Annotated in this window: 14 protein-coding genes and 2 riboswitches; of the genes, 8 read left to right on the top strand and 6 right to left on the bottom strand. The window is 71.5% G+C overall.

From position 1 onward, the window contains the following. Nucleotides 1-44: 44 nt before the first annotated feature. A complete protein-coding gene (locus M8J74_RS37730) occupies nt 45-713 on the bottom strand; it encodes an AAA family ATPase (RefSeq protein ID WP_249840756.1) in 669 nt (222 codons plus the stop codon). Between the two features lie 177 nt (nt 714-890). After that, nucleotides 891-992: riboswitch (glycine riboswitch) on the top strand. Beyond that, nucleotides 993-1,100, top strand: a riboswitch (glycine riboswitch). A 60-nt stretch (nt 1,101-1,160) separates the two neighbouring features. On the opposite strand from M8J74_RS37730, the gene gcvT reads away from it, so the two are divergent. From gcvT to M8J74_RS37695, 7 genes are all read left to right on the top strand, one after another. Beyond that, complete coding sequence (gcvT, locus tag M8J74_RS37725) at nt 1,161-2,279, top strand: glycine cleavage system aminomethyltransferase GcvT (RefSeq protein ID WP_249840755.1); 1,119 nt, start codon at nt 1,161-1,163, stop codon at nt 2,277-2,279. Between the two features lie 120 nt (nt 2,280-2,399). Continuing rightward, nucleotides 2,400-2,777 (top strand): glycine cleavage system protein GcvH, encoded by a 378-nt coding sequence (gcvH, locus tag M8J74_RS37720; RefSeq protein WP_142142607.1) that lies wholly within the window; start codon nt 2,400-2,402, stop codon nt 2,775-2,777. A gap of 14 nt (nt 2,778-2,791) precedes the next feature. After that, complete coding sequence (gene glyA / locus M8J74_RS37715; RefSeq protein ID WP_249840754.1) at nt 2,792-4,057, top strand: serine hydroxymethyltransferase; 1,266 nt, start codon at nt 2,792-2,794, stop codon at nt 4,055-4,057. Between the two features lie 59 nt (nt 4,058-4,116). Further along, nucleotides 4,117-5,484, top strand: coding sequence for an L-serine ammonia-lyase (locus M8J74_RS37710; protein ID WP_058923057.1), 1,368 nt, complete (start codon nt 4,117-4,119; stop codon nt 5,482-5,484). Nucleotides 5,485-5,591: 107 nt separating this feature from the next. Further along, nucleotides 5,592-6,623 carry a phosphatidylinositol-specific phospholipase C domain-containing protein gene (locus M8J74_RS37705; RefSeq protein WP_249840753.1) on the top strand — a complete coding sequence of 344 codons (1,032 nt, stop codon included), beginning with the start codon at nt 5,592-5,594 and terminating at the stop codon, nt 6,621-6,623. Nucleotides 6,624-6,685: 62 nt separating this feature from the next. After that, nucleotides 6,686-7,243 carry a GH25 family lysozyme gene (locus M8J74_RS37700; RefSeq protein WP_249840752.1) on the top strand — a complete coding sequence of 186 codons (558 nt, stop codon included), beginning with the start codon at nt 6,686-6,688 and terminating at the stop codon, nt 7,241-7,243. A gap of 39 nt (nt 7,244-7,282) precedes the next feature. Next, complete coding sequence (locus M8J74_RS37695) at nt 7,283-7,828, top strand: MOSC domain-containing protein (RefSeq protein ID WP_249840751.1); 546 nt, start codon at nt 7,283-7,285, stop codon at nt 7,826-7,828. A 10-nt stretch (nt 7,829-7,838) separates the two neighbouring features. Here the strand turns inward: M8J74_RS37695 and M8J74_RS37690 are convergent, their stop codons facing one another. The 3 genes from M8J74_RS37690 to M8J74_RS37680 form a co-directional block, all read right to left on the bottom strand. Next, nucleotides 7,839-8,501, bottom strand: coding sequence for an NADPH-dependent F420 reductase (locus M8J74_RS37690; RefSeq protein WP_249840750.1), 663 nt, complete (start codon nt 8,499-8,501; stop codon nt 7,839-7,841). Nucleotides 8,502-8,708: 207 nt separating this feature from the next. Further along, nucleotides 8,709-8,921 (bottom strand): EF-hand domain-containing protein, encoded by a 213-nt coding sequence (locus M8J74_RS37685; RefSeq protein ID WP_058923062.1) that lies wholly within the window; start codon nt 8,919-8,921, stop codon nt 8,709-8,711. A 58-nt stretch (nt 8,922-8,979) separates the two neighbouring features. Then, a complete protein-coding gene (locus tag M8J74_RS37680) occupies nt 8,980-9,891 on the bottom strand; it encodes a MerR family transcriptional regulator (RefSeq protein ID WP_249840749.1) in 912 nt (303 codons plus the stop codon). Nucleotides 9,892-9,940: 49 nt separating this feature from the next. Here M8J74_RS37680 and M8J74_RS37675 point away from each other — a divergent pair, with 49 nt between their 5' ends. Then, the gene (locus tag M8J74_RS37675; protein ID WP_249840748.1) at nt 9,941-10,573 is read left to right on the top strand and encodes a GNAT family N-acetyltransferase; all 633 of its coding nucleotides are present in this window, start codon (nt 9,941-9,943) and stop codon (nt 10,571-10,573) included. A 7-nt stretch (nt 10,574-10,580) separates the two neighbouring features. Here the strand turns inward: M8J74_RS37675 and M8J74_RS37670 are convergent, their stop codons facing one another. Together M8J74_RS37670 and M8J74_RS37665 are read right to left on the bottom strand one after the other, a co-directional pair. Next, nucleotides 10,581-11,759, bottom strand: coding sequence for a YncE family protein (locus M8J74_RS37670; protein WP_249840747.1), 1,179 nt, complete (start codon nt 11,757-11,759; stop codon nt 10,581-10,583). Continuing rightward, nucleotides 11,759-12,565: a polysaccharide deacetylase family protein gene (locus M8J74_RS37665; protein WP_249840746.1), complete on the bottom strand. Its 807-nt coding sequence runs from the start codon at nt 12,563-12,565 to the stop codon at nt 11,759-11,761. Before M8J74_RS37665 ends, M8J74_RS37670 begins: the two co-directional genes overlap by 1 nt. Nucleotides 12,566-13,010: the final 445 nt, after the last annotated feature.

Here is a 13,010-nt window from a genome sequence, read left to right as displayed (position 1 = left end):
CTCGCCGGCGGGGGCCGCGAGGCGAGCCGGGGTCGGCCGGCCGGTCAGGCCGTGAAGGCGATGGTGGTGAGGGCGTCCGCCGCCGGGCGGTCCACGAGGAGGGCCGAGGTGACGCCGGCGGGGAGGTCGCCGCGCTCGACGGAGCGGATGAGGCGGGCGGCCGCGGTGCGGTGGCGCAGGAAGGCGTAGCGGGAGACGCCGCGGCCGCGCTCGCGCTGGCCCTCCAGCGCGGTGCGCGGGGTGACGTCAAGCAGCAGCAGGTGCAGGGCCCCGCCCCGGCGGCGGGCCTCGCGGGCCAGCCAGTCGCGGACCCAGGCCTGGGTGCCGCAGTCGTGCACGACGACGCCCCCGCCCCGGCGCAGAGCCCGGCGCAGACCGGCGAAGTGGGCGAGGCGGACCAGGGGGCGGTAGACGGCGTACGGCAGCGGGCGCGGGGCTCGGGCCTCCCAGCGGTCCCGGGTGTCCTGGGAGTCGACGCGCGTCCCGCGCACCGCGCGGTGCATCAGCGTGGACTTGCCGCTGCCGGGCAGGCCGGTGACGACGACGATGTCGCGGGGGCCGAAGAGCAGGGTGTGCGGGCTGCGGCCCGAGCGGTCACGGAGGTCGCGGACGACCGGCGCCGGGACCCGGGCGCACCGCTCGCGAGCCGGGGCCGCGGACTGTTCGGGCAGTGCGAGGGCCGAGGTCGTGGCGTACACCGTGGTCCTGTTCACCGTGATCGTCCTTCCCGCGGGGTCAGGAAAGCTTCTCCCCACTGTTTGTAAAGGGAAGGTAATGCAGGATCTCTCGCGGTTCGGTTCGTTTCCCGCCACAGCCCTGTTACAGATGCGGCCTGCCACGGGCCGGGCGGGGCGTGCAATGATGTGCGCGCCAACTGCATACCGGCCGTTTGAATCCGCGCGGGAGAGTCCCCAGTACGTCTGCGTCGCTGGGGCGCCGAAGGAGCAAGTCCCTCCCTTGAATCTCTCAGGCCCCGTTACCGCGCGGGCGAGGCACATCTGAAAAGCGGGCCGCCGTCCTCGGCGGTCCCACCCACGGTGCAAGCCATGCCGTCCGCGGTCATGGCGAACCTCTCAGGTTCCGATGACAGATGGGGAGGAACGACCTCGCCCGTCATGACTCCGTCCGTCATGTCCGACGCCCTGGGAGACGACCGTCCGATGAGCAGTACCGAAATCCGCCGTACCGCGCTCGATGCCCTGCATCGCTCGCTGGGCGCGACGATGACCGACTTCGCCGGCTGGGACATGCCGCTGCGCTACGGCTCCGAGCGCGACGAGCACCTCGCCGTCCGCACCAAGGCGGGCCTCTTCGACCTCTCCCACATGGGGGAGATCACCGTGACCGGCCCGCAGGCCGCCGCCCTGCTGAACCACGCCCTGGTCGGCAACATCGCCTCCGTCGGCGTGGGCCGCGCCCGCTACACCATGATCTGCCGCGCCGACGGCGGCATCCTGGACGACCTGATCGTCTACCGGCTCGCCGAGACCGAGTACATGGTCGTCGCCAACGCCTCCAACGCCCAGGTGGTGCTGGACGCCCTCACCGAGCGGGCCGCCGGCTTCGACGCCGAAGTGCGCGACGACCGGGACGCCTACGCGCTGATCGCCGTGCAGGGCCCCGAGTCGCCCGGCATCCTCGCCTCCCTCACCGACGCCGACCTCGACGGCCTGAAGTACTACGCCGGCCTGCCCGGCACGGTCGCCGGCATCCCCGCGCTCATCGCGCGCACCGGCTACACCGGCGAGGACGGCTTCGAGCTGTTCGTGCGGCCCGAGCACGCCGTCGAGCTGTGGCAGGCGCTGACCAAGGCCGGCGAGGGCGCCGGACTCGTCCCCTGCGGGCTGTCCTGCCGCGACACCCTGCGCCTGGAGGCGGGCATGCCGCTGTACGGGCACGAGCTGAACACCGGGCTGACGCCCTTCGACGCCGGTCTCGGCCGGGTGGTGAAGTTCGACAAGGAGGGCGACTTCGTGGGCCGCGAGGCCCTGGAGGCGGCCGCCGCGCGGTCGCGGGAGAACCCGCCGCGCGTCCTGGTGGGCCTGGTCGCCGAGGGCCGCCGGGTGCCGCGCGCCGGGTACCCGGTCGTCGCCGGCGGCGAGGTGATCGGCGAGGTCACCTCCGGCGCCCCCTCCCCCACGCTGGGCAGGCCGATCGCCATGGCCTACGTCGACGCCGCGCACGCGGCGCCGGGCACGCCCGGGGTCGGCGTGGACATCCGGGGCACCCATGAGCCGTACGAGGTCGTGGCACTGCCCTTCTACAAGCGGCAGAAGTAGACACTGGAGCCGGGCGGTCTCCCGCACGGACGTGACGCCGAGCACATCCGCCCTGCTCACTCGCGTATCCAGCAGTCCCCCATTCACCAGCACTCCCGCGCGTACAGGAGAATTCAGGCCATGAGCAACCCCCAGCAGCTGCGCTACAGCAAGGAGCACGAGTGGCTGTCGGCCGCCGAGGACGGCGTCTCGACGGTCGGCATCACCGAGTTCGCGGCCAACGCCCTCGGCGACGTCGTCTACGCCCAGCTTCCCGAGGTGGGCTCCGCCGTGACCGCGGGCGAGACCTGCGGCGAGCTGGAGTCGACCAAGTCGGTCAGCGACCTGTACTCCCCCGTCACCGGTGAGGTCACCGAGATCAACGAGGACGTGGTGAACGACCCGTCCCTGGTCAACTCGGCCCCCTTCGAGGGCGGCTGGCTGTTCAGGGTCCGCGTCACCGAGGAGCCGAGCGACCTGCTCTCCGCCGACGAGTACACCGCCCAGAACGCCGGCTGAGGAGCCGTAGACGCATGTCTGTCCTGAACACGCCCCTGCACGAGCTGGACCCGGAGATCGCGGCCGCGGTCGACGCCGAGCTCGGGCGCCAGCAGTCCACCCTCGAGATGATCGCCTCGGAGAACTTCGCTCCGCTGGCCGTCATGGAGGCCCAGGGCTCGGTCCTGACCAACAAGTACGCCGAGGGCTACCCCGGGCGGCGCTACTACGGCGGCTGCGAGCACGTCGACGTCGCCGAGCAGATCGCCATCGACCGGGTGAAGGAGCTGTTCGGCGCCGCGTACGCCAACGTCCAGCCGCACTCCGGCGCCTCCGCCAACCAGGCGGCCCTGTTCGCGCTGGCCAAGCCCGGCGACACCATCCTGGGTCTGGACCTCGCCCACGGCGGGCACCTCACCCACGGGATGCGGCTGAACTTCTCCGGCAAGCAGTTCGACGTGGTCGCCTACCACGTCGACGACGCCGGCCTGGTGGACATGGCCGAGGTGGAGCGGCTCGCCAAGGAGCACCGCCCGAAGGTCATCATCGCGGGCTGGTCGGCGTACCCGCGGCAGCTGGACTTCGCCGAGTTCCGCCGGATCGCCGACGAGGTCGAGGCGTACCTGTGGGTCGACATGGCCCACTTCGCGGGCCTGGTCGCGGCGGGGCTGCACCCCAACCCGGTGCCGTACGCGGACGTGGTCACCTCCACCACGCACAAGACGCTCGGCGGCCCGCGCGGCGGCATCATCCTCGCGCGCAGCACCGACTTCGCGAAGAAGCTGAACTCCTCGGTCTTCCCCGGCTTCCAGGGCGGTCCGCTGGAGCACGTGATCGCGGCGAAGGCGGTGTCCTTCAAGGTCGCGGCGGGCGAGGAGTTCAAGGAGCGCCAGCGGCGTACGGTGGAGGGTGCCCGCATCCTCGCCGAGCGCCTGACGGCCCCCGACGCCCGCGAGGCCGGGGTGAACGTCCTGTCCGGCGGCACGGACGTGCACCTGCTCCTGGTCGACCTGCGCGCGTCCGAGCTGGACGGTCAGCAGGCCGAGGACCGGCTGCACGAGATCGGCATCACGGTCAACCGCAACGCGGTCCCGAACGACCCGCGCCCGCCGATGGTCACGTCCGGGCTGCGGATCGGTACGCCGGCGCTGGCGACCCGCGGCTTCACGGCCGAGGACTTCGCCGAGGTCGCGGACGTGATCGCCGAGGCGCTGAAGCCGTCGTACGACGCGGCCGGCCTGAAGGCCCGGGTCGAGGCCCTGGCCGCCAAGCACCCGCTGTACGCCGGCCTGAACAAGTAAGTCCCCGGTGGGGCACCCGTGAGCCGGGTGCCCCGCCACCCCCGCACTGAGGAGTACCCGTGGCCATCTCGGTCTTCGACCTGTTCTCGATCGGCATCGGCCCGTCCAGCTCCCACACGGTCGGCCCGATGCGGGCGGCGCGCATGTTCGCCCGCCGCCTGCGCAACGAGGGCCTGCTGCCCTCCGTCGCGTCGGTGCGCTGCGAGCTGTACGGCTCGCTCGGCGCGACCGGCCACGGGCACGGCACGCCCAAGGCGGTGCTGCTCGGCCTGGAGGGCGCGTCCCCGCGCACGGTGGACGTGGAGACGGCGGACGAGCGGGTGGAGTCGATCAAGGCCGCGGGGCTGCTGAACCTGCTCGGCGAGCACGAGATCCCCTTCTCCTTCGACGACGATCTCGTGCTGCACCGCCGCAAGGCGCTGCCGTACCACGCGAACGGCATGACGGTGTGGGCGTTCGACGCCTCCGGCGCCGAAGTGCTGTCGAAGACCTACTACTCGGTGGGCGGCGGCTTCGTCGTCGACGAGGACGCGGTGGGCGCGGACCGCATCAAGCTCGACGACACCGTGCTGAAGTACCCCTTCCGCACCGGTGACGAGCTGCTGCGGCTGACCGAGGAGACCGGGCTGTCGATCTCCGCGCTGATGCTGGAGAACGAGAAGGCCTGGCGCACCGAGGAGGAGATACGGGCCGGGCTGCTGGAGATCTGGCGGGTCATGCAGGCGTGCGTGTCCCGCGGCCTGTCCCGGGAGGGCATCCTGCCCGGTGGCCTCAGGGTCCGGCGCCGGGCGTCGATGTCGGCGCGGCAACTGCGCGCCGAGGGCGACGCCCTGGCGCACGCGATGGAGTGGATCACGCTCTACGCGATGGCGGTGAACGAGGAGAACGCGGCGGGCGGCCGCGTGGTCACCGCGCCCACGAACGGCGCGGCCGGCATCATCCCCGCCGTCCTGCACTACTACATCAACTTCGTGCCCGGCGCGGACGAGGACGGCGTGGTCCGCTTCCTGCTCGCCGCCGGCGCCATCGGCATGCTCTTCAAGGAGAACGCCTCCATCTCCGGCGCCGAGGTCGGCTGCCAGGGCGAGGTGGGCTCGGCCTGCTCGATGGCGGCGGGCGCCCTCGCCGAGGTCCTCGGCGGCTCCCCCGAGCAGGTCGAGAACGCGGCCGAGATCGGCATGGAGCACAACCTGGGCCTGACCTGCGACCCGGTCGGCGGCCTGGTCCAGATCCCGTGCATCGAGCGCAACGGCATGGCCGCGGTGAAGGCGGTCACGGCCGCGAAGATGGCGATGCGCGGCGACGGCTCCCACAAGGTCTCCCTCGACAAGGTCATCAAGACCATGAAGGACACCGGCGCCGACATGAGCGTCAAGTACAAGGAAACGGCCCGCGGCGGCCTCGCCGTGAACATCATCGAGTGCTGAACTCCAGTGCGCCGAAAGGCGAATGACGTTCCCCCCGGGTCTACCCATCAGTAACCGTCTGCCCCTACGCTGCCGCCAACTCGGTGACGGCGAAGGGGATTTGACGCATGCGCGTGGTGAGACGGCTGGCGGCGCTGGTGGGCGCGGCCGCGATGCTGATGACGGTACCGGGCAACGCCCACGCGGCGTCGCCGAAGTTCTCGGAGACGACGGCGATCGGGACGCACAACGCGTACGACAAGGCCAAGTACACCTACTGGGCACAGGCGTTGGACTCCGGTGCCTCGCTGCTGGAGCTGGACGTGTACGCGGACAGCCTGAGCAGGCGGTGGCGGGTGAGCCACAGCAATCCGCTCGGCAACGACAACAACTGCGAGAAGGCGGCCACGCCGGCCGACCTGTACAGCAAGAGCCGCAACCAGGACCTCGGCAGCTGCCTGGACAACATGGCGGCCTGGCAGCAGCTCCACCCCGACCACGCGCCGGTCGTGGTGAAGGTCGAGCTGAAGGTCGGCTTCAACAACAACGTCGGCCTCGGCGCCGACGAGTTCGACACCCTGGTCCGGAACAAGCTGGGCGGCAGCGTCTTCAAGCCGGCCGACCTGCTCGGCTCCTCCTACTCCACGCTCGACGCCGCTGCGAAGGCGAACGCGTGGCCGACGCGGGACGCGATGAGGGGCAAGTTCCTCTTCGAGCTCATCCCCGGCACGGTCGAGCAGCAGAACCCCTTCGACCACTACTGGACCGACGAGGAGTACGGCGACCACCTGCGCGACCTGTACGCGGCCGGGAACATCGCGGAGGCGCAGGCCTTCCCCGCGGTGCTCGGCGCGGAGAACGGCGACCCGCGCGTCAGCCGCTACGACAGCTCCATCCGGCCGTGGTTCGTCTTCTTCGACGGTGACGCGGCGTCGTACGTCAACAACGGCTACGACACGTCCTTCTACTCCACGAACCACTACATCCTGATCATGACGGACGCGGCCGGCGTCTCCCCGGCGATCTCCTCGACCGCCCCGACGGACGCCGAAGTGGCCGCCAGGCTGGCGTTGCTGGCCGGGGACCACGCGAGTCTGATCACCTCGGACTGGGCGGCGAAGCCGGCGGCCGTCCTGAGTTCGGTGGCCGCGAGAAGTTGACGTCCTAAAGTATGGGGTGCTGCAACTCCTCTCCCCACGACGGCACTTCAGGGAGTCCCCCCATGCTGCACGGAATCGACGTCAGCGCGTTCCAGTCCGCCTCGTACGGCACGGACGGCCTCTCCTTCGCCTTCGTCAAGGCGACGGAGGGCCGTTCGTACGTCAACCCCAGACTCGCCGCGCAGACGAAGACCGCCCGCGACGCGGGCCTGGTCGTCGGCTTCTACCACTTCCTGTGGCCCGGCGACCTCCAGGCCCAGGCCGAGTACTTCGTCGGCCACGCCCCTGAGAGGGCGGGCGACATCCTCGCCGTGGACTGGGAGACGACGAGCTCCGGGACGCACGCGAGCAACGCGGAGAAGGACTCCTTCATCCGCAAGGTGAAGGCGCTCCGGCCGCACCACCGGGTGATCCTCTACGCCAACAGGAACTTCTGGCTCGACATCGACCGCACCTCCTACGCCGGCGACGGCCTGTGGATCGCCGACTACGTCACGGCGGGCAAGCCCCGCATCAAGGCCACGTGGCGCTTCCACCAGTACTCCAGCGAGCCGCACGACAAGGACGTCGCCGACTTCGCGAGCAAGGCGGCACTGAAGGAGTGGGCCGCGGGCGCCTGAGTGAGAGATCATTCCCCGTAGGGACGAGGGGAGATTCTCATGTCGGGTGGGTCGGTCGCCGCGGTCAGCAGCAACGGGACGTATGCGTTCACCAAGCCGAACCGGGACAGCATCACGCTGCTCGAGGGGCTGGGGGTCGAGGGTGACGTGCACGCCGGGGTGACGGTGAAGCACCGGTCGCGGGTGGCCCGGGACCCCTCGCAGCCGAACCTGCGGCAGGTGCACCTCATGCACGAGGAGCTGTTCGACGAGGTCCGGGAGGCCGGGTTCGAGGTCGCGGCCGGCCAGCTCGGGGAGAACGTCACCACGCGCGGGCTCGACCTGCTGGGCCTGCCGGTAGGCGCGCTGCTGCGGCTCGGGGACGAGGCGGTCGTCGAGGTCACCGGGCTGCGCAATCCGTGTCTGCAGATCGACAACTTCCGCAGCGGGCTGCTGAAGCAGGTCGTCGGGCGGGACGCGGACGGCTCGGTCCGGCACCGGGCCGGGATCATGGGCGTCGTTGTCAGCGGAGGCGTGGTGCGGCCCGGGGACCCGGTCGAGGTGGAGCTGCCGGAGGGGCCGCACCGGCCGTTGGACGTCGTCTGAGCCGGCGGCGTCAGGCCCGGAAATCGGCCGTACGCTCGGGGCTCGCCGCGGCCAGCGCCTTGGTCACCCCGTCGACGCCCTCGCGCAGGCCGTACACCGGGGTGCCGGGCTGCTGGCGCCAGGAGTCGTCGAGGCCGCCGGCGTCCACGGTGTCGAAGCCGAGCTCGTCGATCAGCGCCCGGACCTTCCGCTTGGCCGCCTCGTCGTCGCCCGCCACCGGCAGCGCCTGCCGGTCGGGGTCGCCGGCCGGGCGCGGGCGCTCCAGGATGTCGGCCGCGAAGGTGCCGTTGAACGCCTTGACGACCGGGTGCCCGATCTGCCGCTCGGTCCAGCGGCTCTCGGTGAGGCCCTCGTCCTCGATCCCGGCGATCTTCCCGTCGCGCTGCTGCGGGTAGTAGTTGCCGGTGTCGATCACCGCGACGCCGTCGGCGGCCCCGTCGAGCAGGCCGGAGGGCAGGTCGGGGACGGCCTTGACGGGGACGGTGACGACGACGATCTCCGCGTCCCGCGCCGCCTCCTCCACCGGCACGGCGGTCGCGCCGGTCTCCTCGGCCAGCTCGGTGAGGGTGTGCGGGCCGCGGGAGTTGGCCACGGAGACGTCGTGCCCGAGGGCGGTCAGCCGCCGGGTGAGGTTGCCGCCGATGTTGCCCGCGCCGATGATGCCGATCTTCATGACTGGCCTTGCCTTTCAGGTCGATGCACACGCATACGTCTGGTCGGCGTCAACCCCGGGCCTGTCCGGGCTATTCCGGACGCCGTCCGGACGGGTGAGCCGGGTCCCGGGTACCCGTTCCCGGCCGGGCATCAGGGCGGACATCTTCAGGCCGGACATGACGAAGGGGCGCCGGCGCGGAGTGCGCCGGCGCCCCTTCGGCGGCCGTCACTTGTTCAGGTACGCCCAGAACTCGTCGAACGACAGGACCTTGTCGCCGTTGAGGTCGCGGGTCTTGATGATGACCTCGGCCACCGACTCGGTGACGTTCCAGTCGCCCCCCTGGGCCAGAGCGGTCTTGAACTCGGCGGCGGTGATGAAACCGTCGCCATCGGTGTCGATCCGCTGGAACTCCTTGCGTGCTGCTTCGATATCGGCCACCGATCCGCCCCTTTTATCCATGTTCCATTGCCGTGCTGGCGTACTGACGCAGGTCAGACTAACCGCCCGGATGTGCCTCCAGTGCGGCGACCACCCACCCGAACTCGTCCTCGAACGTCCGCACCGGTTCGCCCTTGAGCACACCGAGCAGTTCGCGGTAGCGGGCGAGGCGGAGGTTGTGGGTGGCGCGGACGCGTTCGAGGACGTCGGCCCGGTCGGCCCGGCCGAGCAGCTGCCGCAGCACCTCCTCGGCCTCGGGCGACTCGGGTGCGATGTCCTCCTCGCGCGCCCGGCCGACGAGCTGCACGAGCCGCTTGGCGAACCACATGGACGCCCCGGGAGGCGCCCCCTGCCCGCGGTCGGCGTGGTTGAACTCCGCCGCCCGGCGCATCTGCGCCCTGAACTCGGGGTCCCGCACCAGCTCCGCCAGCTCCACCCAGGCGTCGACCTGCTCGGGCGTCGGGTCGTCCGGCAGGTTCACCGCGGTGTTCCGCATCCGCTCGCGGACGTCCGGGTCGACGAGGTCGAGTCCGTGGAACATCTCCTCCACGAACTCCTCCATGATCCGCCGGCGCTCCGCCGCCGACAGCCGTGCCAGTCTGTTCATCAGGGTCATCTCCTCCGCGGTCGAACCGCGTCGCGCCACGGACGACAGCACCGCACGGGTCACCCTCAGCGTGGCGATCTGCGCGTCCAGCGCGACCACGTGGGCCGCCGCGACCTCCGCGACCGTCCGCTCCCCCGCCAGCACCCGGCGCACGTCCTCCAGGCCGAGGCCCAGCTCCCGCAGGGTGCGGATCAGCTCCAGGCGGGCGGCGGACCGGGCGTCGTAGAGCCGGTAGCCGCCCGCGGAGCGGGTCACCGGGGTCAGGACGCCCTCGTCGGACCAGTAGCGGATCGTGCGCACGGTCAGCCCGGTGGACCTGGCGAGCTCACCGATGGTGAGAAGTCCGGTGCCGTCATCGATCATGTCTGCGAGTGTGGGCCTTCCAGTGGGTGGAGACTCAAGGAGCGCGGAGATGGAGACGTTGCGGGACATTCTCGACGCGGTGGCCCACGGTGTCTTCCCGCCGGCGGACGGCGGTACGACCGTCGTGCCGCAGGTCTGTGCGCGCGACGCCGGGGTCCTCGCCTTCACCGCGCACTCCGTCGTCTTCACCGACGAGGATCCGGGCTGGGTGTACGACACCCTGCGCGCCACGGACTGCGACGCGCTGGCCGCCTCCATGAACCCGCGTTTCCTGGCGGCGTTCATGGAGCGCACGGGCCGCAGGGCGGAGACGATCGACGCGCTGCTGGTCGCCGCCCCGCTGCCCGGCGACCCGCCCCTGGAGCTGCGGGAGATCGAGGACGCCGCCCACTCGCGGGTCGGCTACGCCCGCGGGCGGCGCGAGGAGGTGCGGGCCTGGGCGGCGGACGGCGGCGTGCTGGTGACGGGGCGCGGGGTCGGCGGCCGGCTGGAGGTGTCGGTGGAGGTCGACGAGGGGGTACGGCACCGGGGGCTGGGGCGGCTGCTGGTGAGCGCCGCCCGCCAGCTGGCCGCCGAGCCGCTGTGGGCGCAGGTCGCCCCGGGGAACGCCCGCAGCGTGCGGGCGTTCCAGGCCGCCGGCTACCGGGCCGTCGGCTCGGAGGCGCTGCTGCTGCCCGCGTAGGGCCCGGTCAGCGGAAGATGCCCGTGTGGCCGAGCGAGTAGCGGCCCGGCTGGGGGTAGACGGCGAGCCCGTGCGGGCCGCTGCCGACCTTGATGCGGGCCAGTTCGCGGCCGGAGGCGGTGTCGATGGCGTACACCTCGGCGTTGTAGCGGCCGGACAGCCACAGGACCTTGCCGTCCGCCGAGACGCCGCCCATGTCGGGGCTGCCGCCGCCGGGCAGGTGCCACTTCTTGGTGAGCTTGTTCTGTGTGAAGTCGAAGACGGAGATGCTGCCCTCGCCGCGGTTGGAGATGTACATCTCGCGTGAGTCGCGGCTGATGTAGAGGCCGTGGGCGCCCTTGCCGGTGGGCAGGAAGGACGGCTGGGTGAACGAGTCGCCGTCGAGGACCCACACGCCGTCGGCCATCATGTCGGCGATGTAGAACCGCTTGCCGTCGGGGGAGATCTTCACGTCCTGCGGCATCGAGCCGTGGAACGGCAGCTTCTGCTGTCCGACGACCTTCATCCGCTCGGTGTCGACCTTGAGCAGTTCGCCGCTGAACTCGCAGGAGACGATGAAGTACCGGCCGTCCAGGGAGAAGTCGGCGTGGTTGACGCCGTAGCAGCTGACCGGGACGGTCTTGACGCGCTTCATGGTGTGCGCGTCGCGGAAGACGAGTTCGCGGTCGAGGGAGGCCATGACGATCGCGTACTTGCCGTTCGGCGTGAAGTAGAGGTTGTAGGGGTCGTGGACGTCGACCGTCTTGCCCGCCTTGCCGGTTCGCGGGTCGATGGGGGTGAGGGTGTTGCCGCGGTCGTTGTTGACCCACAGCGTCTTCAGGTCCCAGGAGGGGACGACGTGCTGGGGCTGGGTGCCGACCGGGATGGTCTCGATCACCTTGTACGTGGCGGGGTCGATGACGGAGACGGTGTTGGAGTTGGTGTTGGGGACGTAGACGCGCGAGGGGAAGTCCTTGACGACCGGGGAGAGCTTGTTGGGGCGGTCGGCCGCGTACACGTCCTCGGGGTCGAGGACGGGCGGCATGCCGGGCAGTCCCTGGACGGCGGCCTGCTTCCGGGCGGGCGCGACGGCCGCCTTGCTGCCGAGGGCCTCGTCCTTGTGGTGGTCGGCGCCGGAAGTGCAGGCGGCCAGGGAGAGGAGGACGGCACTCGCGAGGAGGGTGTGAGCGATTCGGGTGCGCTGCATCAGCTGAACAACTCCGTGGTGGTCACCGCGGACAGGCCGCGGTGGGCGAGTTCTTCCAGGACGGCGGGGAGCGCCTGGACGGTGTCCGGGTAGCCGAAGTGCAGGCTGACCACGGACCCGTCGCGCACCTCGGCGGCGACCTTGCGCGTGACGGCGTCGGCGCCGGGCCGGGTGTAGTCGAGGGAGTCGACGTCGTACGACAGGACGTGCGGGTATCCGGCGTCGCGGGCCAGGCGGGCGACGAGCGGGGATGCCTGCGGGGCCCGGGAGGGGCGGAACCAGGTGCCGATCGAGCCGGTGAGGCGCCGGAGCCGGTCCGCGCAGGCGGTGATCTCGGAGCGGGCGTCGGCCTCGGACATGGCGTTGACCGCCAGGTGCCGTTGGGTGTGGTTGCCGAGGTCGTGGCCGCCGTCGAGGATCCGGCGGGCGATGTCCGGGTGTTCGTCGAGCCAGGTGCCGACGGCGAGGACGGTGAGGTGCGCGCCGTGCTTCTCGGCCTCGGTCAGCAGGGAGTGGGCGAGGGCGGGGTCGCCCTGGCCGTGGAAGGTGAGGGCGACGCGGGGTCGGGTGCGGGGGCCGTGGGTGAGCTGTGCGGGGAGGCCCGGGTAGCGGCGGGGGGCGGGGGCCGCTTCGGGGGTGGCCGGCGAGGTGGCGGAGGGTCCGGTGGGCGTCGGAGGTGACGCGGAGGGCGCGGGATGTGCGACGGCGCCGTGCGTGGCACATCCGGCGGAGAGGGCGCCTGCGGCGAGGAGGCCGGCGCCCGTGCGTAGGGCCGTGCGGCGGTCGGTCGGGGTCACCCGCACCATTTAAGGGGGGCAGGGTAAGAAAACCGCCGATTGCCCCGATTGGGGGGCGTTTTCGGGTCGCGCCGATCGGACCGGCCCGGCCCCGGCGCACATGAAGCCAGACCGTCGCACGTCATGGCGCGGCCAGGCCGGAAACGCCTCAGCGATCGCCCCGCGCCCCGGCGAACCGGGCCGGAAGGGCGCCGCCGGTTCGCGACGCCACACTGGAAGCCCGGTCATCCCGCAGCGCCCAGCGGACCGGACAGGCCCCGGCGGTTCGCGACGCCACACTCCGAAGGCAGTTGGTCTCGCGACCCGGCGAGCCCGGCCGGAACAGCTTCAGCCGGCGGCGGCTCGCCGAAGCCGGGTCGCCTCACATGCGGCGAACCGGGCCGGAAGGGCGCCGCCGGTTCGCGACGCCACACTGGAAGCCCGGTCATCCCGCAGCGCCCAGCGGACCGGACAG

Origin of the sequence: Streptomyces panaciradicis, assembly GCF_023516615.1 — a bacterium.
GTDB classification, from domain to species: domain Bacteria; phylum Actinomycetota; class Actinomycetes; order Streptomycetales; family Streptomycetaceae; genus Streptomyces; species Streptomyces panaciradicis.
This window is presented reverse-complemented; position numbering and strand designations above follow the sequence as displayed.

Excerpts from the sequence above, each read along its gene's own strand:
- gcvT (WP_249840755.1), top strand. The coding sequence starts at position 1,161 with ATGAGCAGTACCGAAATCCGCCGTACCGCGCTCGATGCCCTGCATCGC.
- gcvH (WP_142142607.1), top strand. The coding sequence starts at position 2,400 with ATGAGCAACCCCCAGCAGCTGCGCTACAGCAAGGAGCACGAGTGGCTG.
- glyA (WP_249840754.1), top strand. The coding sequence starts at position 2,792 with ATGTCTGTCCTGAACACGCCCCTGCACGAGCTGGACCCGGAGATCGCG.
- M8J74_RS37705 (WP_249840753.1), top strand. The coding sequence starts at position 5,592 with ATGCGCGTGGTGAGACGGCTGGCGGCGCTGGTGGGCGCGGCCGCGATG.
- M8J74_RS37700 (WP_249840752.1), top strand. The coding sequence starts at position 6,686 with ATGCTGCACGGAATCGACGTCAGCGCGTTCCAGTCCGCCTCGTACGGC.
- M8J74_RS37695 (WP_249840751.1), top strand. The coding sequence starts at position 7,283 with ATGTCGGGTGGGTCGGTCGCCGCGGTCAGCAGCAACGGGACGTATGCG.
- M8J74_RS37690 (WP_249840750.1), bottom strand. The coding sequence starts at position 8,501 with ATGAAGATCGGCATCATCGGCGCGGGCAACATCGGCGGCAACCTCACC.
- M8J74_RS37680 (WP_249840749.1), bottom strand. The coding sequence starts at position 9,891 with ATGATCGATGACGGCACCGGACTTCTCACCATCGGTGAGCTCGCCAGG.
- M8J74_RS37675 (WP_249840748.1), top strand. The coding sequence starts at position 9,941 with ATGGAGACGTTGCGGGACATTCTCGACGCGGTGGCCCACGGTGTCTTC.
- M8J74_RS37670 (WP_249840747.1), bottom strand. The coding sequence starts at position 11,759 with ATGCAGCGCACCCGAATCGCTCACACCCTCCTCGCGAGTGCCGTCCTC.
- M8J74_RS37665 (WP_249840746.1), bottom strand. The coding sequence starts at position 12,565 with ATGGTGCGGGTGACCCCGACCGACCGCCGCACGGCCCTACGCACGGGC.